The 24,470-nt window shown below is 36.4% G+C and carries 21 protein-coding genes and 1 pseudogene; 5 read left to right on the forward strand and 17 right to left on the reverse strand.

The genetic code is table 11. The annotated features are described in order from the left end of the window. Nucleotides 1–47: 47 nt before the first annotated feature. The 8 genes from MKY46_RS13005 to MKY46_RS13040 all read right to left on the reverse strand — a co-directional run bounded on the left by MKY46_RS13005 (nt 48) and on the right by MKY46_RS13040 (nt 7,616). A complete protein-coding gene (locus MKY46_RS13005; RefSeq protein ID WP_036116918.1) occupies nt 48–515 on the reverse strand; it encodes a hypothetical protein in 468 nt (155 codons plus the stop codon). A gap of 19 nt (nt 516–534) precedes the next feature. Next, the gene (locus MKY46_RS13010) at nt 535–1,002 is read right to left on the reverse strand and encodes a DUF4259 domain-containing protein (protein ID WP_036116920.1); all 468 of its coding nucleotides are present in this window, start codon (nt 1,000–1,002) and stop codon (nt 535–537) included. Nucleotides 1,003–1,225: 223 nt separating this feature from the next. Next, entirely contained in the window at nt 1,226–2,026 is an 801-nt protein-coding gene (locus MKY46_RS13015; protein ID WP_036116923.1) for a hypothetical protein, read from the reverse strand. A gap of 13 nt (nt 2,027–2,039) precedes the next feature. Then, nucleotides 2,040–2,744, reverse strand: a complete 705-nt coding sequence (locus MKY46_RS13020; RefSeq protein ID WP_036116926.1) for a DUF4274 domain-containing protein — start codon at nt 2,742–2,744, stop codon at nt 2,040–2,042. Nucleotides 2,745–2,759: 15 nt separating this feature from the next. Then, nucleotides 2,760–4,421 (reverse strand): DUF6138 family protein, encoded by a 1,662-nt coding sequence (locus tag MKY46_RS13025; RefSeq protein ID WP_340834434.1) that lies wholly within the window; start codon nt 4,419–4,421, stop codon nt 2,760–2,762. 68 nt (nt 4,422–4,489) lie between these two features. After that, complete coding sequence (locus tag MKY46_RS13030; protein WP_036116930.1) at nt 4,490–5,551, reverse strand: suppressor of fused domain protein; 1,062 nt, start codon at nt 5,549–5,551, stop codon at nt 4,490–4,492. Between the two features lie 277 nt (nt 5,552–5,828). Continuing rightward, nucleotides 5,829–6,377 carry a hypothetical protein gene (locus MKY46_RS13035; RefSeq protein WP_036116978.1) on the reverse strand — a complete coding sequence of 183 codons (549 nt, stop codon included), beginning with the start codon at nt 6,375–6,377 and terminating at the stop codon, nt 5,829–5,831. A 789-nt stretch (nt 6,378–7,166) separates the two neighbouring features. Continuing rightward, the gene (locus MKY46_RS13040; protein ID WP_089932674.1) at nt 7,167–7,616 is read right to left on the reverse strand and encodes a hypothetical protein; all 450 of its coding nucleotides are present in this window, start codon (nt 7,614–7,616) and stop codon (nt 7,167–7,169) included. A 248-nt stretch (nt 7,617–7,864) separates the two neighbouring features. Here MKY46_RS13040 and MKY46_RS13045 point away from each other — a divergent pair, with 248 nt between their 5' ends. Together MKY46_RS13045 and MKY46_RS13050 are read left to right on the forward strand one after the other, a co-directional pair. Continuing rightward, entirely contained in the window at nt 7,865–8,326 is a 462-nt protein-coding gene (locus MKY46_RS13045) for a MarR family transcriptional regulator (RefSeq protein ID WP_340834436.1), read from the forward strand. A 21-nt stretch (nt 8,327–8,347) separates the two neighbouring features. After that, nucleotides 8,348–9,529, forward strand: coding sequence for an MFS transporter (locus tag MKY46_RS13050; protein ID WP_058843642.1), 1,182 nt, complete (start codon nt 8,348–8,350; stop codon nt 9,527–9,529). A 337-nt stretch (nt 9,530–9,866) separates the two neighbouring features. Here MKY46_RS13050 and MKY46_RS13055 read toward each other — a convergent pair whose 3' ends face one another. Both MKY46_RS13055 and MKY46_RS13060 read right to left on the reverse strand, forming a co-directional pair. Continuing rightward, on the reverse strand, nt 9,867–11,639 hold the full coding sequence (locus tag MKY46_RS13055) for an oleate hydratase (protein ID WP_036116942.1): 1,773 nt from the start codon (nt 11,637–11,639) through the stop codon (nt 9,867–9,869). A gap of 1,147 nt (nt 11,640–12,786) precedes the next feature. Beyond that, the gene (locus tag MKY46_RS13060; protein ID WP_036116946.1) at nt 12,787–13,260 is read right to left on the reverse strand and encodes a peptide-methionine (S)-S-oxide reductase; all 474 of its coding nucleotides are present in this window, start codon (nt 13,258–13,260) and stop codon (nt 12,787–12,789) included. Between the two features lie 760 nt (nt 13,261–14,020). Between MKY46_RS13060 and MKY46_RS13065 the strand changes: the two genes are divergently transcribed. Together MKY46_RS13065 and MKY46_RS13070 are read left to right on the forward strand one after the other, a co-directional pair. Further along, nucleotides 14,021–14,239 (forward strand): hypothetical protein, encoded by a 219-nt coding sequence (locus MKY46_RS13065; protein ID WP_340834437.1) that lies wholly within the window; start codon nt 14,021–14,023, stop codon nt 14,237–14,239. Nucleotides 14,240–14,958: 719 nt separating this feature from the next. Beyond that, nucleotides 14,959–15,435: a GNAT family N-acetyltransferase gene (locus MKY46_RS13070; RefSeq protein ID WP_271910103.1), complete on the forward strand. Its 477-nt coding sequence runs from the start codon at nt 14,959–14,961 to the stop codon at nt 15,433–15,435. 214 nt (nt 15,436–15,649) lie between these two features. Here MKY46_RS13070 and MKY46_RS13075 read toward each other — a convergent pair whose 3' ends face one another. Next, nucleotides 15,650–15,913 carry a hypothetical protein gene (locus MKY46_RS13075; protein ID WP_170829824.1) on the reverse strand — a complete coding sequence of 88 codons (264 nt, stop codon included), beginning with the start codon at nt 15,911–15,913 and terminating at the stop codon, nt 15,650–15,652. A 563-nt stretch (nt 15,914–16,476) separates the two neighbouring features. On the opposite strand from MKY46_RS13075, the pseudogene MKY46_RS13080 reads away from it, so the two are divergent. Further along, nucleotides 16,477–17,067: pseudogene (locus MKY46_RS13080) on the forward strand (phosphotransferase enzyme family protein); the annotation flags it as partial. A gap of 163 nt (nt 17,068–17,230) precedes the next feature. Here the strand turns inward: MKY46_RS13080 and MKY46_RS13085 are convergent. The 6 genes from MKY46_RS13085 to MKY46_RS13110 form a co-directional block, all read right to left on the reverse strand. After that, nucleotides 17,231–17,581, reverse strand: a complete 351-nt coding sequence (locus tag MKY46_RS13085) for a hypothetical protein (protein ID WP_036116956.1) — start codon at nt 17,579–17,581, stop codon at nt 17,231–17,233. Next, complete coding sequence (locus MKY46_RS13090) at nt 17,574–17,906, reverse strand: YolD-like family protein (protein ID WP_089932669.1); 333 nt, start codon at nt 17,904–17,906, stop codon at nt 17,574–17,576. Before MKY46_RS13090 ends, MKY46_RS13085 begins: the two co-directional genes overlap by 8 nt. A 13-nt stretch (nt 17,907–17,919) precedes the next feature. Next, entirely contained in the window at nt 17,920–19,179 is a 1,260-nt protein-coding gene (locus tag MKY46_RS13095; RefSeq protein ID WP_036129128.1) for a Y-family DNA polymerase, read from the reverse strand. Next, nucleotides 19,176–19,397, reverse strand: a complete 222-nt coding sequence (locus MKY46_RS13100) for a transcriptional regulator (RefSeq protein ID WP_036129126.1) — start codon at nt 19,395–19,397, stop codon at nt 19,176–19,178. The genes MKY46_RS13095 and MKY46_RS13100 overlap by 4 nt, the downstream gene beginning before the upstream one ends. A 520-nt stretch (nt 19,398–19,917) precedes the next feature. Further along, nucleotides 19,918–20,133 carry a hypothetical protein gene (locus MKY46_RS13105; protein ID WP_340834441.1) on the reverse strand — a complete coding sequence of 72 codons (216 nt, stop codon included), beginning with the start codon at nt 20,131–20,133 and terminating at the stop codon, nt 19,918–19,920. 32 nt (nt 20,134–20,165) lie between these two features. Beyond that, complete coding sequence (locus MKY46_RS13110; RefSeq protein WP_340834443.1) at nt 20,166–24,095, reverse strand: S8 family serine peptidase; 3,930 nt, start codon at nt 24,093–24,095, stop codon at nt 20,166–20,168. Nucleotides 24,096–24,470 lie beyond the last annotated feature (375 nt).

Here is a 24,470-nt window from a genome sequence, read left to right on the forward strand (position 1 = left end):
ATTCGCGCACTCTCTATAGGAAGTGTCACGAATCCTTTTATGATTGGTCACACCATATAGTTCTTCATTTTTTGCTCAAATACCGTCTCGTAGTAGTATTTACGAGGATAGCTTTGTTCCTGCAGTACCTGATAGAGAATAGATTGACCTTCCTCGTAGCGAATGCCCTCATCACAATTGTCAAATAGTTTCCGAGATAACTGTCTTACTAGACAAACATCCTTCGCTGCCACCCTCCAGCCAAATCGAATTAAATCCTGCTGATCTAGTGGATCACGATAAGTATCAAGTACAATACAGGCATGCGGCAGATGCTTATTAGCAAATACTAAAACATGCCCTGTATGAATGGACTGATCAAAAAAACGTTCGTAAATTTCTTTTATTGGCACTTGGATATTAAGCACATCCATAATGGCTTGCAACGTTGGCTGAGGAATATAATGATCATTTTCCTCATCTGGATAGTCAAGCAATTCCATGATGGAAGCCATTATCCAAAAATCATAGGTCACTTCCAATGACCTCCCTTTTTTATTGCTGCAAACAGCTGATTTCTTGTTCAATCCTTTGTATAAGATAGGCTAGATTCGACTGCCATTCTAGCCAACTCTCGGACTCTCTCCATAGTTCTGTCATTTCTCTCCCTCCATGCTGATCAGGCTTTTCATCTTGAATGTCCTTTAGATACTGTAAAATAAATGTCAAAGAGTCTTCATTTGCTGTCCAGTGCACTTGTACATTCTTACTTTCGTAACCATAGATTTGACCTGTATCAAGATATTGGCAATAAAGCTCTGCCAGTGCCATAGCGCTAATATCGTAGAAAAAATCGATATCCTCAAAGTTGTCTCCAAAAAAGCCTTTATTTTTCATCATCTGGACAATGCTCCACAAGGTAATCTGACTCGATTCTTTGTGATGCTTCATAAAATCTTGTAAAAAGCCCACTACATCCAAACCTTCGTCACTTTCCAATGCTTTGTATCCCCATGCACCCATTTCCCTACACTTCTCCCTTCATCTATCTAATTAAAGCTTTTCGCAACCATTTGTATTTAAAATTAGCACACCATCAGCGCACATTACTAGGGGGCGTCTCCCAATGAACATGTCAACAGCAAACGATCAAATTAGAAGCATGCTAGAGCTCGTTCCATATGGTTGCGCTATCAGGATTGTCTAACAGAATATTGTCTTATGAGTTGGCGTAGCTAGTCCAAATTTACAGATAGGAGCCAAAGTAAAACTGCATCTTATCTTGCGAATAGCCATCTTGTCCTCTCCAGGTAGCCATTGACATAAAATCCGTTCCACGTCCACGCTCCTTGCGATAATCATCCTGTGATACTAGTAAACCAGCATAGCCCCAGATTTCCATCACAGCATCTCGTTCATATTGATTGGACTTAAATACATCCTTCCAGCGCTTCTCAAGCTGTCTAGCTGCATCCGTCTCATTACAGGATTCTATTGCCGCTATCATCTGTTTTACTATCATTATATCTTCCTCACACACCGTAAACGTCTCTTGTTCTTTCACTAAACATTCTAAATCTAGCAAACAATATAAGAGCCAATTGAGACGAACACCTCCCCACTTCATTCGTTCAAAATTAAGCACATTTAAATCTTCATTTACATATTCTTCATTTGACATGATTTTCTGCTCATTACAGTACCCACAGCCACTATAGGATACTAATGTAACAGGTCGCTCATGATACGTGTGGATTAGTAGGTCATGGGTAAGAGCCCAGCTGGATAAGGCACTGCGCAAATATACTTTACGCGTCGATAAGCTATGCAAAAATGCTGTCACCACAAGCTCCTTTGTTACACCTTCTTCATGAAGATGTCGTAACCTCTGTACACATTCATCATGAGTAATGGTTAATCGGTCAAACATCAAGCCCTTACTTTTGGCATACTGAAAATCTTCTTCTGTATAAGTATATCCGCCTGACCGCCATCTACCTGATTGCCAATAGGTTTGCATTAAAATTTTTTTTGCTTTCTGATCCATTGCACATTCCTCACTATCTATCACAGAATTTCAACTTTTCCTGTAGTATTTCTGCCATCTCTTTCCATGGTCGTTTCCAATAGGAGCTCGCTAGTTCTTCTTCTGTTTGTTCTAGCCAATACTCGCCTTCCATCAGTTCAAACATGTCCATCATGGTTATAGGTGCACATACTGGATTGGCTAACGCTGCAAGCATGGGCTCTGGTCCATCATCCCAATTATAGCCATTCACAATGGCATGCAAAATGACAGCTGATGACACCTTACTTATTTCATGGCACATTGTATCAAGGGATTCCTCATATAAAATGGACTCCACTTGCAGCTGTTCTGCTGCCTGCAAGGTCAGTCGAATGGCTCCAGGCGTATCCAGCAATAAATCCGCAATCCCTCTATGGTCTCTTGCTGCATACCAAGCTGTAGCGGTAATCCCCTCAGGCGCCTGTAAATCTACACCCTCAGCAAGTAGTAATGAAAGTACCTCTGCTTGCTTAAATTTTACAGCCTTTTTAAGCGCCGTATCACCTAGCTTATCTCGTACCTCTAAATCAATATTTTGTGCCAATAGCAGCTTGATTGCTTCAAGTGGCATTCGATTTGTTAGGAAAAGCATTAACGGCGTTCTCCCACGTACATCCCGCTCATTGACATCCAGCTTGCTTACCGCCTCTCGCACGCGCTCAATATCCTTAGTTTTACACACCTTCGCCCATTCCATTTAACTGCCCTCCTTTCATAAATCCATCCATTGCAATAATTTCTGCAGCTCATTTTTCATCGGTGCTTCTTCTTGCTTTAGACGTTGTGCGATCTTCTTGGAACTACCAAATATTCGATATAAAACAAATGCACGCTGGTAGTCTTCTTTTTTCTCCAGTTCTTGCACAAGTGCCGTAAGTAAGTCTAATCCCTTGATGTCCATGCCCTTTAATGGCTTAGCCGATTCACTCCCACCTAATAGAATAGCTACGAACACAGGCATCCCCTCCACTGATAGGCCGTGTACCTCCTGAAAAGCCTCCGCATAAGCATCCTGTACAGATTGATGCTCTGTATCCACTAGTGCCATATAATGTTCAACGAGCGGGAAATAAGCCTTACTATAAAGACCTAAGCCAAAGACCCCATAGGTGCCAGGCATCGCTGATTTTTCGCTCGGCTCGACATCTTGATACCATGCAAATTCCTCCATAGCAATCTGTGCATAATTCGCTACTAACGGAAAAAGGCTAGGATATTCAAGGCAATTGGCAAAAAACTGATGGAGCTTTGACTTGGCTAACTTTTTAACAGGAAGGTAATTTTTCACTTTACTCTTGAAGGTTAGCTTATAGCCCTTTGGAAAACCTTCCTGCAACAGTTGAATGATATAATGAAGCGCTTCACGATAAGCCGCTTCCTCTTCAACTATTACTCGTATATCAATTGTTTGTAAAACATCATTTGCTTGCCCTTGGAACATCTCACGCTTCCGCATACTTTCAAAACGACCGCTTCCTTTTTGCAAATAATCAACAGCTTGCTGTGAGCCCAGCTGTTTGGCAAGCTCAAGATACTCTAAACGGGTAGCTGGCTCTTTTTGACCAATTTTCAATGCTACATAAAGAAAGAAATTTAGCCTTTCCTGCTCCAGTTGCTGTACCATATCCTCAGTTTTCAGCACCCACTCTTGGATATAATCCCCTGTTTGTTCAAAATAGTACGGTAAAAATTGTTTCTCTGCCCAGTGCTTAAACGCCATTGTATAATAATAAACCCATTGGTCTAGACGCTCTTTATTGGCACGATGTTTTACTTCTAGTTGACAAATAAGTGGTTCGATTTCACTGGCTGACTGATGAAAAAAATGCGGATTGACTAAATACTGTGCAAAGAAAAATTCATCATGATCACTTGGTCGTATAGGTAGCTCAGCCATTACCTTTGTTTCAATAAATGTGGCCAGCTGCTCTTTCACTAACGCTAGCTTATGATCATGGAGAAGCTTTTTCTGATAGCTAAGCATCGTCCCGTCATGCTCAAATTCAAGGACTACTTGAAAATGGTAATCAAAAAATCGGAAACCATATTGCTCGGATTGAAACAACGTCTCCATTTTTGTACAGAGAGCCGAAAAAAGCTCCTCTATCTGATTTACTTTGGTAAACTCCTGTATGTATGGACCTGCTTCTACCCTATAGGCACTATCACTCCAACTAAATGGCTCATAGACATCAATAAAGATATTGCCATTAGGACTTTTCCCTTTTTTCCAGGCAACTTTTAAATAATGAAAGACACCTGCTTGTAATTTACTTTGTTCTTTTAAGTCCATTATCCGTTTACTTTCTTGTTGATAAACAGCTGTGAGTTGTTCCCACACAGCTGCTAGAAAATGTTCTACACACTGTTGCAATGTCTCACCCTCCCTTTCTACTTTTAGAGAAAAATCTCCCGCTAAAAAGCCTTAGCGAGAGATCAATCTTATCCGATTGTTTTCACAACCGCTCCTTCTTGATTTTTAATATGTGTTTTCAAAATTTGAAAGCTTACACCTGCTAAAGAAGACACAGTGAATTGGCTTTCTTGTGGCACTAGCTTTTGACTTAATTCTTCTACCGCTGCCCTGTTCAATGAAATGGTAATTTCCTGTCCATCCTCACGATAGCCAACTTGGGAATCCGCTTTAAATTGGATTGTTATTTGTTGTCCGACTAAGCTTAGGTTTTTATCTTTTAAAATACGCCCACGTAGTAATTTACTAATGACCTCTGCCTGTTTCGCCCCGAGTTGAATAACATTGGACTGTTTGTTAAACCAACCTTTTTTCCCAATCTCCCAAGCGAGCTGGTCTACAAAAAGAAAACCCGTATTGGAGCCATCTTCCTCCATTCCGTGCTCAACTGCTGCGACAACTTCTTGATTTTGCAGGAGAGAATTACGTGTTAAATCCGTAATATAGCTTGGTATTTGCTCAATACCAGCCTCTAGCACCCCAAGTGTATTCCACGTCTGCATCGCTTCTAGCTCATCCTCTGAAATACCAACCATTTGAATAAACTCCATTTTTCCATTTGGTGTATTTATTTCAGCAAGCTGTGGATCATATGTGAAGGCGAGTGCGGTTAATTGCGTGTCAGCATCAAGACAGATGGGTCCATTTGCATCTAAATAATCCCCTGCTCTAAAAACATTGCCACTATTAAAGACATATCTGCCCATATTTTGCAGTAAATTTAAAGCCCAAGCAGGTGGCTCCTCTTCATTCTCGTTGCGTACTAAGCGAAATGTCAGCTCAAATCCATACCCACTATATTCTTGATTGTCAAATTCTTTTTCATATAATTCCGAGAAACCATATGTAACAAAATGCCAATGCGGAATCGGGGTTTCACTTTTATAGGCACTTATCCCATCTAAAGGATCTTGTCCTCCTAGCGAGTAGGGAATCATGGTTCCGTAATGCATTGGCTCCTGCTCACTATACACCTGTCTTAATGCCTGATCAATCGCATCCCAACCAACTGCTGTTAGTTCTTCACTCATCTATATATCCTCCTTGCTGATGATTCAATCGTTACACATACGTACCTAGTATTTATGATAGCAATTTTATGGTAGTACTTTAACAGGAATAGGACTTATTTTCAGCTTTCCAGCAATTAGGTGTATGGTCATCCTATATGAGGTAAATATTACTAATAAAAAATCAGCAGGCAATCTTCTATTTTACGAAAAAATAAAATGGAAGATTGCCTACCTGATTCAATATATTGATATTAATACGTAATGAAAGGCATTTATAGATTGGAGTATGTCTTCGTTAGCCATACAGCATAACTGGCTCACGAGTAGCTTGTAAATAGTCTGCTAGTTTTCCAGCAAACACTTTTTCTAAATATGGTAATTGTGCTAGGCAATGAGGCGTCATTAATGCTGGATTTTGATAGATTTTTAGACCACCCACTTTTAATAGCGTCGCTACAAATTGGGAACAAAAATAAGCACGCTCACGTCTCACTTCCTTTTGCATCACCACACCAAAAAGACCGATAAAATTATATTTATAGCGATCCCGATTCCAATACATATAGCGCACAATTTTCATCATCTCTAAATATTGATAATGGGATATCCGACAACGATAAATGACACAATCGGCAGACTCAAATAGGCCTCTTTCTGCATCCTCTCGTAAAAAGCCCCCACTTAACGGATTGTTTAATTGCCTTCGACCAAAGCTATACATCTCAGAAAGCCCCTCATCAAAGGCTATGGATGCATGATTCATCTCTTTGCCCGTATACATGCCTATCGCTTTCGATAGTAATGTCCCTGTTTTAGTTAATACTATGTAAATCGTATGTGCCATATCTTCACCTACTCCAATATTCTCTCTCCTACTACCAATACGTTTTAAATCTTCAAATGGTTTCGTGAATTTCCTTTTTTTAATAAGTATACACAACGAATCTTAAATATTTCCTTAGTAGAACCTGAAGTTTTTCTTAAGATTTAGTTTTATGGGGGTGTATTTAGAATTGAATAGGTACGTTGAAATCAAGATTTCTATGATTTTTTTACTACCTTTATTTATATGAATTTAATTGTATTCTTATGTGGGGTATATTTGGAATCTGGAGACTTAATGCGGTTGCGATTTCCTCTAAGTTGAGTTCATCTCCCTTACATAGAATGTTCGTTCGCACATACGATAGAATATGTATTAGCAAGATAAAATTTATGGAATTAATTAAACCAGGTACTCAATTTAACGAGAACCTGGTTTTTTAATATTTTCATATTTAAATTTAAAATACATATGTAGAATAACAGAAATTATTAATCCTGCTCCGCAAACTATGTAATTGAATGTAGATGATAATGAAAAGGTTTTTGAAACTATAAAAAAAACTACAAAATATAGTAATATAAAAATTGAAGCTATTTGCCTACCAGTACTCATAAAAATCACTTCCTAAAATTAATATCGTTCAAATTTCTAAATTAAAATTGAAATTTTTTTTCGTAAAATGACTATTCTTATCTTTTCCATAGTTAATTTTATAGATTTTGTATAAAACGGCTTTTGAATCTATTATTTTATTTTGATGAATCAGTTGAAAGGTCCAGGTACCTTCTAATAAATTAGGCGTAATTTTTAATCCTGCATAATAAATTCGTTCACCATTTTTTTATTCCTCATTAAGCACTCACAGTCCACAAAATGCAATTTTCCTTCTGGGTTAATTATTTGAAAAATAACCGCAGAGTCCTCGGTTATATTTTTTAAGTTTGCCGTATAACAAATTGCTGAATCTAAGGTTGAAAATACTTTTGTTTTATTTATTACTTCAAAAGTGTTATTATTCAAATCTTTTCCTGTACTCGAATTGTTTACAACCACTTTATTTATTGGCTGGGTTAATAAGTCTTCAATATACGAAAAATTCATCTCATCAATAACATGAATACGATAGCAGTTAGGATCACAAACCCAAAATTGATCATTAATAATAAAAGAAAAGTATTCAACCTTACTTAATATTGAATTTTGATATGTAGGAATTAACCAAAGTAGACCATTTTCACTAACTAATTCTAAAGTCACTCAGATGCAGTGAACCATAAAGTTGAACTATAACTACAATGAATTTCTTCATTTTATTTTAGTTGACTGCACTACATCCAAGTTTCACTAGGCATAGCTACGGTCAAATCGCTAATATCAACCTTATTATTAACTGATTAACTATTAAATAACCTCGTTAAATACACCTGTTGACATAAATAAAAATAAAATATAAAATTGAAATTGTTAACCAGTTAACTAAAATAAAATAAGGCTAGGTGACACAAATGGAGAAAAAAAATGATGTTATAGAAGCTTTGCAACGATTAATTACAGAAAGAGAATCGGCTGACAGAAGAAGAAAAGGAATGAAAGTCAGTCAGGAGGAAGCAATTGTTTCAGATTGGACATTGACACAATTACACATTGTTGCAGCAATTAAAGAGAAAGGAAAGGCGAATAACATCACACTCTCAGAAACTTTAAATGTTTCGAAACCAGCGATTACAAAAGCAGTAAAAAAGCTATTAGAGCATAATATCCTTAAAAAAATGCAGCAAGAAGATAATAAAAAGGAAGTATATTATATGCTAACAAAATCAGGGGAGATGCTTGCGCTTATCCACCATCAATTACATGAGCAGGCAAAAAATCGTTACTTAAGTATCCTTAATGATTTTAACACTTCGGAATTAGAGACAATTATTCGATTTTTAAACGCTATTACCGAAAACATGAAGTCACATTAAAGCTGTAAAAGGAGAATGTATATGTCTCGACTAGCTCAAACGAAAATACTTGCATTGTATTTGTTAAGTATAAGCAGTTTCTTCGCTTCTTTAAATCAAAATATTTATACGCCTGTCATTCCACTCATTCGGGATTCATTTAGCGTATCTATTAATTGGGTGAATTTCACTGTCAGTAGCTTTATTTTTATCATAGCCATGGTTCAAATTTTTTTAGGTGCAGTAATAGATACCCAAAATCAAAAACGGTTGTTGATCTTTAGTTTCTTGTTAATTAGTATCTCAACCATCGTCTGTGCATTTACAACCAACTTTTTAGTATTTATGGTCTTTAGGGTTGTTCAAGCCATTGGAGCTGGTGTTATTCCCTTGGTTACGATAAATATGATTTCACACTTATTTGATGGTGAAGCAAGGGGGAGCGCAATGGGGACGTATCAAATACTACTTTCCCTGGCCCCAGCAGTTTCTCCAATAGTAGGTGGAATATTAGGCGAATATTATGGCTACCAAGGTATTTTTTTATGTCTATTTCTTATTGCAACCCTATTACTTGTGTTTATTATGCTGGCATTTCCTAACAACGGAAAAAGAAATAACGGTCAAGAAAATGCTAGTAGCTTTATCCAAATCTATCGAGCCATTTTTTTGAATCGTGTCGGTTTAATGACGATGACGGTAAGCTTTTTTGTCTTCTTTATTTACTTTGTCATTCTAGTATTTTTACCGATCTTGCTCCACGATCATTATCATATATCGTTACAAAACATTGGATTATTATACTTACCTTTAACTGTTAGTATGATTTTGGGGAGTGTTATCTTTAAAAAAATACAGAAGAAAGTGACGTTGAAAAAGCTATTTATCACTGTTTTATTTTTCCTCCCGTTGTTAATTATAGCTTTTGGTTTCCTACATACTCAATCAATTATCGTATTAAGTACCCTGTTATTTGTGTATGGCTTAGCAATTGGATTTGCCCCTCCACTATTTTCAACGATTATAAGTAATGAATATAGCGAATATAGAGGAGCTGCCTTAGGACTGTTTAATTTTATTCGCTATTCAGGTATGGCAATCGGTGGTATGTTTTCTGGATTAAGTCTTGTTCTGCCAAGTACCCTCCTCTTTGTTTTTTTGGGTGTTTTATTTTTTCTTATTTCGCTATTTCAGTATTCTAGTTTAAAGCATTGTACTATGTAATAAATATGGTTGCTAGTAGGTTGAGCTATCTTCAAAAATTGGCCGCTTCCCCCATAATTATTATGGTATAATAAACCAATAAGGAGGTTTTCATACAATTATGGAATTATTACTCGGCATTATCCCTGTTTTTCTGCTATTATTTTTTTATCTTGTCCCAGTTGTTTTCATTGTTTGGTTCTTACTTAAATTTATTAACTTACAAAAGGAACAAACTGAAATATTAAGAAATATTTCCGATAAGCTAAATAATTAAAAAAATAATAGACAAAGTCCGAATTTCGACTTTGTCTATTATTTTTTTGTGCTGATTCAAATTGTTAGGATGAGCTATTTTTTATATCAATTTACTTTCTTTTAGTAAATCATAAATGATTGTATCCTTTGTTTTATGAATACCTAATTTACCGATTTGTTTTAAGATAAATGGCGCATCTATATCTGTCAATTTTTTACCATCTAGTAAGCGAGCCGTTGACGCTAATAACGTACGAATATCAAAGGCAGAAGCAAATACTTCAGGAACCCCTCGGTCAATTGCTAATAATTGATAAACCGCCTCCATTGCTGTTCTTACTGAATATTCTGTTGTGAATACGGTATCTCTTTCAGTTTCACTAAAATTCCCTATAAAGGCTAGGTTTACAGATCCTTTTGGGACAACTAACGGACGATCGCCTATTGCTCTCGGCATAAAGTAAGATGTGATATATGGCATATAGCATGGGATTGTCTGACAAGAATTTTGCGCTAAATCTGGAATATCCTCAACAGGTACACCCATATGGTACAACCACTCTTGTGCTATCTCACTGCCACTACATTCCGTAATACTTTTTTTAATAAAATCCCCTGGCTTATTAGATAGTAAACCATAAATCCAAACAACTAATTGATCTTTTGGTTGATTTTTAAAATGAGGTTGTCGATTCAATGTATAGCTTAGCATCCAATTCGAATCTTTTGCTGTTACAATACCACCCGTAACGACCTTCCCCGCATATGGATCTCTTTTACTAATCTTTTCAATATAAGGTGCTACTCGATCATCTAATGTAGTGAGTGTTGCTGAAACAAACCAACTTTCTTTCGGCAAATTATCACAGAATTTTTCTGGTCTTCCAAACGCAGCATCTTGGGCAGCGATGTTTTTCCAAAGAGACCAGCTTCCTCCTAAGTCAGTTGTTTCAGGGGCTGGTGTGTTATTGTCTCCATACGTTGTACTTTCCGTAATACTACCATTTGTCACAAAAACCAATTCATTTTCGGTTAGCTCTATATTTTTTTTCTCACCATTTTGCTTTAACACTAATGTATGAGCTACCTTTTTATCTCCAACATTGTCAATTAGAACATTTTCGACAACCGTATTATATTGGAAATCAACATTATGTTTTTCTAAATAGTTGATCATCGGAAGTACTAGGGATTCATACTGGTTATACTTTGTAAATTTCAGTGCAGATAAATCTGGTAATCCACCAATATGATGGATAAAGCGCATAATGTAACGACGCATTTCCATAGCAGAATGCCATTTTTCAAAGGCAAACATCGTGGACCAATACAGCCAAAAATTCGATTCAAAAAATTCATCAGAGAAAACATCTGTAATTTTTTTATCCTCTAGCTTCTCTTCAGGCGTAAAGAATAATTTAATCATTTCTTCAGACGATTGATCGGATAATGTGAACTTTCCGTCATCCTCTAATCTTTGTCCTCGATTCTCCATTAATCTACATTTTGAATAATTAGGATCTTCTTTATTTAACCAATAAAATTCATCTAAAACCGAAGCATTTTCTATTTCTAATGATGGAATGGAACGGAATAAATCCCATAAGCATTCAAAGTGATCTTCCATTTCTCGACCACCACGAATAATAAACCCTCTTGTCGGATTTAAAATTCCGTCAAGACTACCGCCTGAAATATCTAACTCTTCAAGAATATGAATATTCTCACCTTTCATTTGGCCATCACGAATTAAAAAACATGCGGCTGAAAGTGAGGCAAGCCCCGAACCAATCAGATAGGCTGATTTTTCATCGACACCCTCGGGTTTTTTCGGACGTGCGAAAGCTTCATAATTACCATTACTGTAATACATAATATCGCCTCCATAATTATTATTCCAATATAGAATAACACTCATTGGCACCTAAATGGGAAAAAGAAAGATAAATTAACAAAAAATTCAAATTCGATAGCATGTCTCCTAAATGGATGCTCGTATCATTTGACATCACATCTTCTTGTATTTTTATAAATCATTTCAAAAAACCCTTTTTTAAAAAGGAATTATACAGTATCTACAAATTACATAGCTCCATCTCGATAAAGCATTTATACACTGTTCCATGCTCATTCATTATGCTATACCAGTGGGATAATTATACAATTTTCCGGTTGTTAAATTTGCATAATTATTATATTAAAAAATCTTTTTATAACTAAAAACACCTATTCACTGATCATTCTTTTTTCGAATCTCTCATTATCTCGTTTAAAATGACCTGTAATAGCTAATAATAATGGGACTTCTTTGATTTTAGCCTGCTACTTTCACTGACGCTACAATTTACATACATTACAAATAGAGGTGTTTAAATTGACTACATTCGGAAAATCTATATATATCACATTCATTATCGTTGTATTTTTATTATCAACAGGATGGGATTATTTTAAAAATGGGCATTGGGCGTTGCTTGAAAATCTTTTCTATTCGTTATGGGTGGCAAGCTTCTTATTCCTGACATCATTTATACTTAGAAATAAAAAAAATGACACAAAAAACCAAAGCTGATGGCGTTATTTAATAGGTTACCCATTAAACATCACTCATGATATTGGCATGAGTGATTTTTTGATAAATCTATCTAGATGGATAACTCCAAGAAGCACATTGAATAAATGATAAATCTTGAAAACGTTTTGCTAAATTTGTTTGGAGGACGATGTTCAAAAACAAGTGTATATTGTTAATATCTAAATTAAGTACTTCTAATCTGCCTCTTTAGCACAAGAAGCAAGTGTACTAATTGAACAATTGCTACCCGTTAGTTTAAGCAAATTTTATATTTCTCTTGAAAGAATTTTCCACCAAAGCATATAGAGTATGCCTGCAATACCAAAAATAATAATAGAACTAATCATGCTTAAATTATATTCATTTATAAAACGGGCATATATTATTTAACGTGCACTATTAGTTTAAAAGAAAAAAAAGAGCTGCCGATGCAACTCAATGTTCTTCAATACTTATACTTATTTAATATTTCTTTTGGAATATGACAATAATCATTTGGACATCTAGCTAACCTATCTTGATGTTCTTCTGCACTTCTTACATAGTTTGTAAGAGGTAATACTTCAACAACTATAAGATCGTAATCATTTCTCTCATCAAGAAACGCCTTCGCCTCTTGTAAGTGTTCAGGCTTTTCACTATATACTCCCGTTCTGTATTTCTCGCCAATATCCTGTCCTTGTTGATTCAAACTGTATGGATCAATGATTTCAAAAAAATATCCCATTAATTCCCTGATTGTGACAATGGTCGGATCAAATTCCGTTTTTACACATTCGGCGTACCCATCATAATCACCCTCCAGTGTATGACCTGTGCCATTAGCTCTTCCTGCTTCTGTAAACGTAACTCCAGGTAAAGTTTTTATAAAAGCTTGTACTCCCCATAAACATCCACCTGCAAAATATACTATCTCCATACTGACTCTCCTTTTTATTTAAAAAAATTCATTTCAAGTTATATAGGAAGAACAAATGTAATTACTAAGTCTATTACACATTAAAATAATGACAAATTTTATTATGTCACATTATGGTCCGATTGTTGAACACAAGTCAAGCAACGCTCTTTAACTAACTGCGTCGTTAGTAAAAAAGCGTCTCTGTGTATGGTGGGAGATTATTAGACCAGCTATGGTAGGAGGCTGGTCGCGATTAACCTTTTTTACTTACAGTAATCATCAAAAGACATCATTACTTTAAAGAAAATTTTTCGTTTTTTCTAATTTACACACAGTGGTAATGTTTATAACCGTTTACACATACATTAATGGCGGGATAGCACCTTTAACATCGCCCCCAAGATGTTTTTGTACAATGCTATCCCTTTTGTATGCAATAAAGAATAGATCAACATATCACTACATTCTTCAGTAACACGGTTGCATTCATATTGTCTTAAATGGCCTTCTTCTTATAAAGTTGAATTTTATCAGTAACTTCCTTGCTGCTTTGTTTTCTTCTGTGAATAGTTTTTATCTTTACTTAAAAGAACCCCCTCTTGCTTTTTTATGTAAATCAATATTCCCACTGAAAATCAGAAACCCAATTATAACTCCTATTCCTTTAGGATAATGGCAATTTAACAAATAACAGAGGCTACGATTTAATGAAAGTCACTTTATAGGCAAGAACCTCTAGCCACCACCTTCATATATTATAATGAAAGGAGTGGCTATTGTGCCTTGGCAACATAAAATTGCTTACTTAATCGGTCAGCCTGTCGGTGTTTCTTTGACAAATGGTCAAGGTACTTCAGGTGTCCTCTGTGGTGTTTCAGATGGGAAACTACTTGTCCTTGAATATTTGTATCAAAGTCAATTCGCCTTAAAGCAATATGATTTTCATGTGATTCAAGATGTCAACGCCTTTCCCCCTTGTCAGCAGCCGTTATACTAAAAAACATCCGTCTAGGATGTTTTTTAGCTTCTATTCCTTTATAGAAGGCTAAGGAAACAACTCCCGCAGCCTTCTCTTAGGTTTTTCTAGCTTTTTTATATGGACTTATAATTAAAAGCTAGTGTCTGAGATAGATAACTATCTTCAACAACTAGCTCAGGCATACTAATAGTAATGTAAAGTTCTTTCAACTTTACGTTATACTCCTTTATGGTACTTGAGGTCACTTTCGTCCAAGTGACCTCCTTTTACACCTACCCTTTTGTTTGTTTCATCCTTTTACCCTATCAAACGGAATCATTGGCACATCGATACGACAAATTCGTTTTTGTAGGAAGGAGGGAAACAATGGGAATTAATTTAAACTTTTGGTCATTTATTTTTTCTTTAGGTTGTACCCTACTATTTTTTCTATCAGGCACATTGAAAAACTTTTTTGACACCTACCTTCATGTTCATCCATTGACATTGACACTACTTTTGTCCATTGTCTGTTTCTATCTTAGCCTTATGGGCATGAAAGATGTAAGAAATTTAACGACCTTGCTTCGGGGAATATTGACAATGGTTATCACACTTATTTTGATTATTAGTATTTCTTTCATTTTATTTTTCGGTCACTTATTAAGTTAAAAAGTCCCAACTTGCGTTATTTTTATACAAGCCTCCTTGACGAACATTTGTTCTATAGTTAAAATAATAAAAAAGGAGGCTTTTTTATGCAAACAACAACGAGCATTGAATTAGTACATTTCTCTGAAGACTATGTGGAGCAATTAAACAGCTTTGAACTACCTGAAGAACAACACCAGTTTACAGCCCTTCCAAAAGAAATTACGATCGAAAAGGTTGGACAATATCCTATTGTCATTTTAAGTAATCATGTGCCAGTTGGTTTTTTTGTTCTTCATGCAACGGATAGAGTAAAAGAATATTCCAGTAATCCCCAAGCAATGTTACTAACCGCTTTGTCTATCGATTATCAACAGCAAGGTAAAGGTTATGCTAAAAAGGCCATGTTTGCACTAGCTGATTTTGTCAAACAGGAATTTAAAGAATGTAACGAAGTGGTGTTAGTTGTCAATCATAAAAACACGGCTGCCCAGCATCTATATGCCAAAGTTGGCTTTGTGGACCACGGAGAAAGAAGAATAGGCCCTATTGGTGAGCAAATCGTTATGAACTTGCCGCTTTGAAGTAAACGTCACTCATTTGCATTGTTCAAATGAGTGACGTTGCTATTTTTACGGTCCTTTCCTTATAGAACTAACACTTCATCACAAATAATGTCTATAAAAGCCTAATCATGTGTAATGACAAAAACAAATTTATTTTGATTTGCCATGTGCTACACCCATTTTTGCCCCATCTAACCCGCTAGTAGGCTCATCCCGTGGTACAATTTGTGCATCAGCTACAGAATACTGCTGCTAGTGATGCAGGGTGTCTGTCCTTTAGTGGGACAAGCAAAAAATTTTCTAGTGCTTCGATCGCCTTGTTGCTTAGAGTCTCTGTTACTTGCCGGCCTAACATGATTTCATTCCCAACACTTGCCACATAAAGTGGATAATCTGGGTCCTGCATGACAAAATAGGTTAGCTTACTTCGCTTTGATGGTGATAACACTTTATCCTTTAAAAGAATTTGTCCTTTTTGCTGTCTGTATAGCCTCACTAATACCTTACAAAGCGTGGTTTTCCCTGCTCCATTTGAATGGTGCCTCCCCATTGTCCATAATTAGCCTGCTTCCGTATAGTTAACATAATATCGTTATGTTGTACGAATGCATGTGTGATGGTTTGTTGTAATTTTTCAAGCTCCCATTCAGCGCATTGCGACTATAAGAGAGGCCCAAGCTAACAGTCCACCCTACTCTGTTGGATGTCGCATCACGTCCCCACATATTTCTAACAGCACAACCGCAATGTATTTTTATGTGTGATAATCCTTCATCAGCATCTGGTCCTTCCCAAGGCTTAGCCCGCATTGCTCACTAATGGCTCACCCAATGTAGAAAACAATGCCTCATGCATGATAATAGTATTAATTCCCCAAAGCGCTTTGCTAATTTCGTTCCATCTGCATGGGCTACCCCCAACTGTTTGGATGCCCATTGTATTTAAATCGGCTTCTATATGTTTGTAATTTAGTTAAATAACAGAGATTTTCCATATGGTATAATCAGGGAATATACAGTGTTTTTTATCATAATGACAATTTTGACAATGTCTAATGCACAAATTGGTCGTTTACATCGCCTATCAAAAACATTTGAAAATATAGAGACCGTTAAATACATTAACGATTGGTATGAGAATGAAGAATATGCTTTTCTGAAATATATCCCTAAAGAAGAAAATATAATTAGAGAAATTGCAGATGAGGTTTTATCCTCAATAAAGGATATTCCGAAAAAACAGTCAGATTATGGTTTGATACACGGTGATTTATGGTTAGAAAACATATTGGTAGATAGTCATAATAATTTTACGATGATTGATTTTCAAGATTGCGAAAAAAACTTCTATATATTTGATTTAGCTGTTCCAATCTATAGTGCGATGGAATATTCATTTGTAGGAAACAGTAATATTGTTGACTATGGTCGTTCTATATCTAACGCAATAATTGAAGGGTATCAGGAAGAAAATTCTATATCATCAGAGATGTTAGAAAAACTCCCTCTATTTATAAAATTAAAGGAAATTTTTGAATACAGTTTAATGCATATGTATTGGGACATAGAAAAATTAACTGAAGAACAAATACGAATAATGAACCATTTCAGGATAAGAATTGAGCATAAACACTCCCTTCTGAAAATTTAGGTGAATTTTGTCTATTCAACTAACAGAGCTTTAGTTGAATAAGGCTCATTTAATTAATCAAATAAAAATCTCATACTTAACTCCATTTTGATCAATATTTTTTCAAAATGGAGTGTTTTTACGTTTGCTGATAAATGAAGGAAAAATTTTCTTTAATCAATCTTTATTTTAAAGCTACATGTATATGATGCATCAACAATTTTTCCACCTGTGATTTCAGAGCTTGATTTGCATAACGAAGTACTACATCATTACCTGCAGTGGCAACTTGTACGTCACTAAAGTATTCATCTACTAGTTGCCAGCCTACTACTCGTATACGTTTTTGTGCAAGTTCTCCTTTGAGGTGAAAATATTCCTGTCTTAGATCCTTTAGCAATGAATCCATCATTGGAAGAAATACCGTTTTCATTTTAAACTGCTCCAATCTACAGTAGTCAACCTGTAATGATTTAACTGCTAGCTCTAACAAAAGATATTTATGCAGTAACTGTCTTTCGTTGGCTTTAATCATAATAATCAGCATCCAGTTGAGCTGATTGAATACTTTGAATTGGAATACGTTTCGTTATAAGTAGTGTTTCAAGTATGAGTTCATTAGTATTAATCGATTTAATTATTCCAGTCCATTGTGTGATTTTGTAGTCCTCCCACACTTCTAATTTTATGTGCAATTGCTGATTAAAAGCTTGATCAATTGCTTTTTGTAGTTCTTCCAGTTCCCACTCAGTCAATTCTCTTGGCTGTTCTGGATGCGCTTGTTTATACTCTCTAAGAAGCTCTAAATGCTCCGGCAACATCATCGACGCCCATTTAATATGACCTCTGTCTTGTATCATTAATAAATCACTCCTATGCCAAATGACCACCAACTAAGCGATCGCGCTTAATAGCCGTCCCAGCTTTTGTGAAAGAAACTGCTCTTAATATTGAAGTAGCTCCAAACCTGTTGCGTATTGCATCCATTGTAGGACCGATTATTTGACGCTGTGGCTTACGATCATCGAATAAATCTAATTGGATACTATGCTCTCTTTCCAGGTTGGATATTCGGACAGCTATTTGCCGAGTTGGTTCACCTGTAAAATATTTATCCAGTAATTCAATACAAGTTTTATACATCACAAGTGTTTCGCTTGTCGGTACTGCAATTGTTTTAGATCGATGGAATCCTTTGGTCATAGCGTTTCGACTATAAGAAAGACCAATACTAATTGTACGACCAACATAACCTGCATCCCGCGTTCGCTTCATTACGTCCTCACACATTTCAAGAAGTACTACAGAGATTTCTTTACGTGTATGGTAATCCCTCATCAACATTTGGCCCTTCCCAAAACTTAACGCTCCGTTTGTTATTAACGGCTCCCCTAATTTGGATAGATCTATTCCCCATGCATGGTAATAGAGTTGATTGCCCATTACACCAAAGCGCTTTTCTAATTCTTTTAAATCTGTATTAGCCAAACCACCGACTGTTTGTATCCCCATAGCATTTAGATTTGCTTCCATCTGTTTACCGATCCCCCACATTTCAGAAAGGGGTTGAACTGGCCATAATTTTTTTGGAATATCTTCATATGTCCATTTAGCAAAACCTGTTTTCTTTGCTTCAAGGTCTAAAGCTAATTTGGCTATTAACATATTTGGTCCCATACCTACTGCACTAGGTATATTAAATTGGTCAAGAATAGCTCTTTGTATTTCCTTAGCCGTTTCCTCAGGTGAACCCCAAAGCTTTTCAGTGCCAGTTAAATCAACAAAACTTTCGTCCACACTATACACATGTATCGCATCAACTGGTACATAATTAGAGATTAATTTAGTAATCGTCATCGACATTTGAATAAAGAAACTCATTTTAGGCTCAAACAATCTAATGTCAGGATGTTTTGGTATCTCATAACGTCTACTTCCAGTTTTGATTTTAAATTTCTCTTTCATCAATGGTGATGCCGCAAGCACTACGCTACCTGGTTGGTCAAAATTTGCTACTACGGCAACTGGCGTTTTTAAAACATCTAGCCCATGTAACATCGCCACGATACTGGCATAAAAGCATCTCATATCGATACACATAATTGGTCTATTGGGCATACCCTCATAATTCATATAACTTCACGTCCCTTACTAACAAAAGGAATAACAGCTAGAACATTCCTAATCAAAAAAGTACGTTTTGCATGTCTTGTAAAACAAAACGCCTGGAATGAATCACCAACAATTTTAATGACTTTTACACGCCTTTTTGTTATGGAGCCATCTTTTGCTATATACATCATATTCACTAATTGTTTATGCTGCATAGCTTTAATCAGTTGTTCTCTCATCTTAGTTTCCTCCCATTGCCTCTCGTAATTTTTTGAAATGATTGTTATTTATTATTAGCACAATGATTTTCCCTTTTACCTATATTACGTAGGAACATTTGTTTGTATACATAATAGAACGAATGTTCTTACCTTGGCAATGTTCAATTTTTGGAAAAAGACCAAGTACTCAAATTTATCCCTGTCAAGTAGAAAGTTGTAAAAAACTAAGCAGCCATCTAGCATTGATATTCTATCAGTGCCAGTGAGCCCTTTTTGGAAATGTTGTATCATCTGTGATTAGGGAATAGGTAAAAAAATCTTGATCAAGAAGTGAACTATGAATGGGAGAAATAAAGAGGAACTGATTTATATCAAATATGGCAAGAAAATTCGAAAGAATATGTCACAGTTAGTTTAGTAGGAGATAATTTTTTTAAAGGAACTTCTTTATAAATAGTAAAAAGAGAAATTGCGAGGTGCAATTTCTCTTTTTACTTGAACTGAAATTAACTATAAATCATCCACGGTGACTTCATTATTATATGATTGCCATTTCCATTTCCGTTTCCGTTTCCGTTTCCATTTCCGTTTCCATTTCCGTTTCCATTTCCGTTTCCATTTCCGTTTCCATTTCCGTTTCCATTTCCATTTCCGTTTCCATTACCGTTTCCGTTTCCGTTTCCGTTTCCATTTCCATTTCCGTTTCCGTTTCCATTTCCGTTTCCATTTCCGTTTCCGTTTCCAATCCATCCATTTCCGTTTCCGTCCGTTTCCATTACGTTTCCATTACCGTTTCCGTTTCCATACCGTTTCCGTTTCCATTTCCGTTTCCGTTTCCGTTTCCGTTTCCATTTCCATTTCCGTTTCCGTTTTTCCGTTTCCATTACCGTTTCCATTTCCGTTTCCATTTCCGTTTCCATTTCCGTTTCCATTTCCGTTTCCATTACCGTTTCCGTTTCCATTTCCATTTCCGTTTCCATTACCGTTTCCGTTTTCCGTTTCCGTTTCCATTTCCGTTTCCATTACCGTTTCCGTTTCCGTTTCCATTTCCGTTTTACCGTTTCCGTTTCCATTACCGTTTCCGTTTCCATTACCGTTTCCGTTTCCGTTTCCGTTGTCATCACCTTGCTTTACAAACACACCAAATGTTAGTGTGTGCTCACCATACGTTACCGTAATCGTCGTATTACCTTGACCTTTTCCTTTTACCACCCCTGCTTTTACAGTAGCTATTTTATCATTCGCTACTTCATAGGTTGCAAGCTTTGTAACATCTTTTTCTGTTGTTTTCCCATCAAAAGTAGTTACTTCAGTAATCTTCACGGCAACTTCCTTACCTATACTAGTTTCAACCTGAGATTGGTCAATTTCTAGTGTTACTACTTCTACAACAGGTGCTTTAACTGTAACATTTACAGTAACTTTATTATCACCATATGAAATAGTAATAGTAGTCGTGCCCTCACCTACTGCAGTGACTAATCCATTTGCTACTGTTGCAATGTTTTCATCTCCAACCACATAAGTAGCTTTTGTAGTTACATCTTCCTCTGTTGCATCACCTTTTGCAGGCGTTGACGTTTCTGTTACCGTCAGTTGTGCAGTTTCTCCAGCTTTTAGGTCTAGCTCAGTTGGATTTACAGAAAGTGCTGTTACTACTTCATTTTCATATATCTTTGCTTCACCAACATTTCCGGCAGCGTCAGTAATTTTTACTGATACAGCATTAGTTTCTGCTGTTACTGGGAATGTAAAGCTACCGTCTTGATTTAATTCAAAAGGAACTGGTGCTTGTACTTCACCATTTATCGTCGAAATATAGGAAGCTTTTAATTTATCATTTAAATTATAATTTAAATCATATAAATCTAACTCTTCATTGTAGTCGATATACTTATCTGTTACCTGTCCTGTAGCGACACCATTAGCTACTGAACCTGTAATTTCTGGTTTAGTTGTTTTCACAACAATTGGCCCAACATAATCGGAAACTGCTCCTGATGCTGCAAGACCAGTGAAGTCAATTGTATACAGGCCATCTGGAATCGTTGTGGCAGGTTCTGATCCCCATGGTTTGTACTGCCCACCAACATTTAGCGTATAAGAGCCTTTTCCTAGCGCAGTACCTGCATGTAGATAACCAATGTAGCCGTCTTCGTATTCTCCACCTTCAGGATTCATAATATCCCAAAGCTCGATATAGTTAGTTGTTACGTCTCCAGTTAATGTGAATGAAAGTACAGCTGAATCTTTCACTCCATCGCCGTTAAAGGATAGGTCTGTTTCTGTAATCTTATAATCTTTAATTTCCGTTACTGCCTCGCCACCTAAGTCAGCTGCAAATGGTAATGAAATTTCTGTAGATCCTCCATTGATATAAATATACCCTAATATTTCAGAGCCATTTGGTGCCGTAGCTTGTGAAGCAGTTAATGTAATATTTAACACTTGCTCACCAACTAGATTAAATGTCGGCTGATCTACTGTAACAGTTGCATCACCAAATGTTTTTGTCACATCAATCGATACGTTATAATTGCCGCCGTTCCCTTTAATATCTTTTACTAAAACTTGTTTCGTTACAGAAATATCCTGATCTTTCAATGATTGTGGACCGAAAGTAACTGTCCCTTTCAAGTTTTCTGTAACTGCACCCGTACCATCCAAAATTGCGCTATCAAGTGCATAGGCAAGAATTTCTGGATGAGCTGCTGCATAAGCATTTACACGCCCTGCACCCTGAGAAAACACATCGTATTTTGTTGTATCTAAAACCTGTGCTGTATTAGAAAGCGCCACTTTTACATCGAACGCGTTCCAACTAGGATTTGCTTGTTTAACTAATGCAACAATACCTGCAATATGCGGTGTTGCCATAGATGTTCCTGTTTTACGACCATAAGCTTCCCCATAATCTGCATCAGGGAAATCTTTTTTATACATTGGAATCGTTGACATAATATTTGTTCCAGGTGCACTTACATCTGGTTTAATATCAAAGTTTGGTGTAGATGGTCCGCGCGAACTGGAAGAGTTTACCTCATCCCCCAGTGTCTTTGTGGAAGCGAATTTACTAAAACTTACTTTTCCAGTTCCGCCTGCTAATGCAGCGCGAATTGCATTACCATCCGTTTGAGACATGTCGAATGTTGGCAGAAATTCAAATGAATCACCAAGGAATGTGCCTGAAATGTCCGGTGCATTTGTTCCGCCAGCAAAGTTATGAATTATTGTTGCGACAGCTCCATTTGCCTTTGCATTCGCAATTTTATCAACAAATGCGATACCGCCACGGGAAATCAATGCCACTTTCCCTTCTACATCAATTCCTTCAAAGTCTTTTACTTCTCCGTTTCCAGGAACAGCAACTAGGTCAAATTCTCCTTGAAGCTGTTTTGCTACATCTTTCCCAAAAGTCGTTCCCATTAATGGAAGCTGTTTTGTTAAGTTGTAATTGCCAACTGTAACATTCACTTCCCCGTTATACATTGTTTCAGGATTTGTTGTGTTACCAACAGCAATGCCTAAACGAGCTGTTGCAGGAGTACCCATTGTTCCGCGATTTGGACCAGAGTTTCCTGTTGCAACTACTCCGATTGTTCCAGCCATCATTGCATTATTAATAGCAAAAGAACCAGCATCCGTTTCAGAATTGGCTCCCCCGCCAAGTGAAAGGTTGATAACGTCCATTTTTTCTTTTACAGCAGTTTCAATTGCTTTAACAATACCAGATGTAGCTCCACTTCCGTATGCTCCAAGAACACGGTAAGCATAAAGGTCTACTTTTGGCGCAATTCCTTTAATACCAAATTCGTTAGCGCCGATTGCTGCAATTGTTCCAGCAACATGTGTACCATGAGAAGTATAGAACGAGCTTCCTTTTTCATTAAATTCAGGTGTCCCGACTGGACGCTCTGAAGGTAATGTTTCCGATGCATCGTTATCTGCTCGAGGCTTCGTGTAAGTAGAAGAATTTGGAATAAAGTTTTTTCCGCCTTTATAAATTCCAGCGAATTCAGGGTGATCTGCATCAATACCAGTATCTAATACTGCTACTTTTATTCCTTGTCCTTCAATTCCTTCCTTCCAAAGCTGTTCGATACCAAGGAAAGAATTACTTGTATTCATTTGAGCTTCTACTGAATCTTTCTTCATAAGTTCCGATGATTTCATCGTATTATCTTCTGATGCGTAAACAATTGCATCAGGTTCAATTAATGTAATTCCATCAACTGTAAGCAGTTTTGGGAGATCCTTTGCCTTCACAGTTGCTGCAAAACCGTTTAAAACAGTATCAAATGTGTAACCTTGAGTCATCTCCACATTTTTAATAGCTAACTCTTTTTTAACTTCTGCTTGTTGTACTTTTACATTGGAACGAACTTCTTTTGCTTGGGCATTAGAGAATTTTCGGCCTTTGACTTCACTTATTCCTTGCTCTAATGCAACAGGCTTTTCGGATAAATGAACGATGACTGCAACCTTTTGATTGCCTGATACATTTTCTAAGCTTTCATGGAGGGTTGGACCATCTTTAGACAAGCTTAGCTGTTCAGCAATAGCCGCCTTTAGTTGAATTATACTTTCACTTTGACTATCTTGCTTGAATGGTTTCGATTCTTCAGCACTAGCACTCGACAATGGAACTAATAGAGAAAGCACCATAACGAAAACTAGAATACTACTTAAAAACTTCATAAACTTAAAATTTTTCAAATCTCATTTCCTCCTCTTCCTTTAATTGTCACACTTTTCAGTTTAGTGTGATATTTCCAATTTATCACAATGGAACTAATTCGAGAATCGGAATATTTAAATATTCTGAAATATTGATAATTTGTATCAATTTATGAAAAATAGATTAAATCTATTTTCCTAGTAATTGTATAAAAAAACAGAACTTTCAAACCATAAATAACTCACAGTAATTCATAATTTTTCCAATTAACCCCATCAAGGCATCAGTGGCAGATACAGTCAGTGATGTAGTTGCTTATAGAAAATTAGGAGGGCTGTAAAAGGAGGGATTGGAAGGGTCGGTTTATATGTAATCTAGGAAATTAAAATAGCCAGCGACTGTTTTAAAAAGGC

The organism is Lysinibacillus sp. FSL M8-0355, from assembly GCF_038008985.1.
In the GTDB taxonomy this organism is placed as follows: domain Bacteria; phylum Bacillota; class Bacilli; order Bacillales_A; family Planococcaceae; genus Lysinibacillus; species Lysinibacillus fusiformis_D.

Bases quoted from the DNA above. Each gene is read 5' to 3' on its own strand.
- MKY46_RS13070 (WP_271910103.1), top strand. From the start codon at position 14,959: ATGCAAACAACAACGAGCATTGAATTAGTACATTTCTCTGAAGACTAT.
- MKY46_RS13010 (WP_036116920.1), bottom strand. From the start codon at position 1,002: ATGGGTGCATGGGGATACAAAGCATTGGAAAGTGACGAAGGTTTGGAT.
- MKY46_RS13085 (WP_036116956.1), bottom strand. From the start codon at position 17,581: ATGATTAAAGCCAACGAAAGACAGTTACTGCATAAATATCTTTTGTTA.
- MKY46_RS13045 (WP_340834436.1), top strand. From the start codon at position 7,865: ATGGAGAAAAAAAATGATGTTATAGAAGCTTTGCAACGATTAATTACA.
- MKY46_RS13055 (WP_036116942.1), bottom strand. From the start codon at position 11,639: ATGTATTACAGTAATGGTAATTATGAAGCTTTCGCACGTCCGAAAAAA.
- MKY46_RS13060 (WP_036116946.1), bottom strand. From the start codon at position 13,260: ATGGAGATAGTATATTTTGCAGGTGGATGTTTATGGGGAGTACAAGCT.
- MKY46_RS13020 (WP_036116926.1), bottom strand. From the start codon at position 2,744: ATGGAATGGGCGAAGGTGTGTAAAACTAAGGATATTGAGCGCGTGCGA.
- MKY46_RS13015 (WP_036116923.1), bottom strand. From the start codon at position 2,026: ATGGATCAGAAAGCAAAAAAAATTTTAATGCAAACCTATTGGCAATCA.
- MKY46_RS13035 (WP_036116978.1), bottom strand. From the start codon at position 6,377: ATGGCACATACGATTTACATAGTATTAACTAAAACAGGGACATTACTA.
- MKY46_RS13050 (WP_058843642.1), top strand. From the start codon at position 8,348: ATGTCTCGACTAGCTCAAACGAAAATACTTGCATTGTATTTGTTAAGT.
- MKY46_RS13100 (WP_036129126.1), bottom strand. From the start codon at position 19,397: ATGAGAGAACAACTGATTAAAGCTATGCAGCATAAACAATTAGTGAAT.
- MKY46_RS13030 (WP_036116930.1), bottom strand. From the start codon at position 5,551: ATGAGTGAAGAACTAACAGCAGTTGGTTGGGATGCGATTGATCAGGCA.
- MKY46_RS13105 (WP_340834441.1), bottom strand. From the start codon at position 20,133: ATGGATGGATTGGAAACGGAAACGGAAATGGAAACGGAAATGGAAACG.
- MKY46_RS13095 (WP_036129128.1), bottom strand. From the start codon at position 19,179: ATGAATTATGAGGGTATGCCCAATAGACCAATTATGTGTATCGATATG.
- MKY46_RS13090 (WP_089932669.1), bottom strand. From the start codon at position 17,906: ATGATACAAGACAGAGGTCATATTAAATGGGCGTCGATGATGTTGCCG.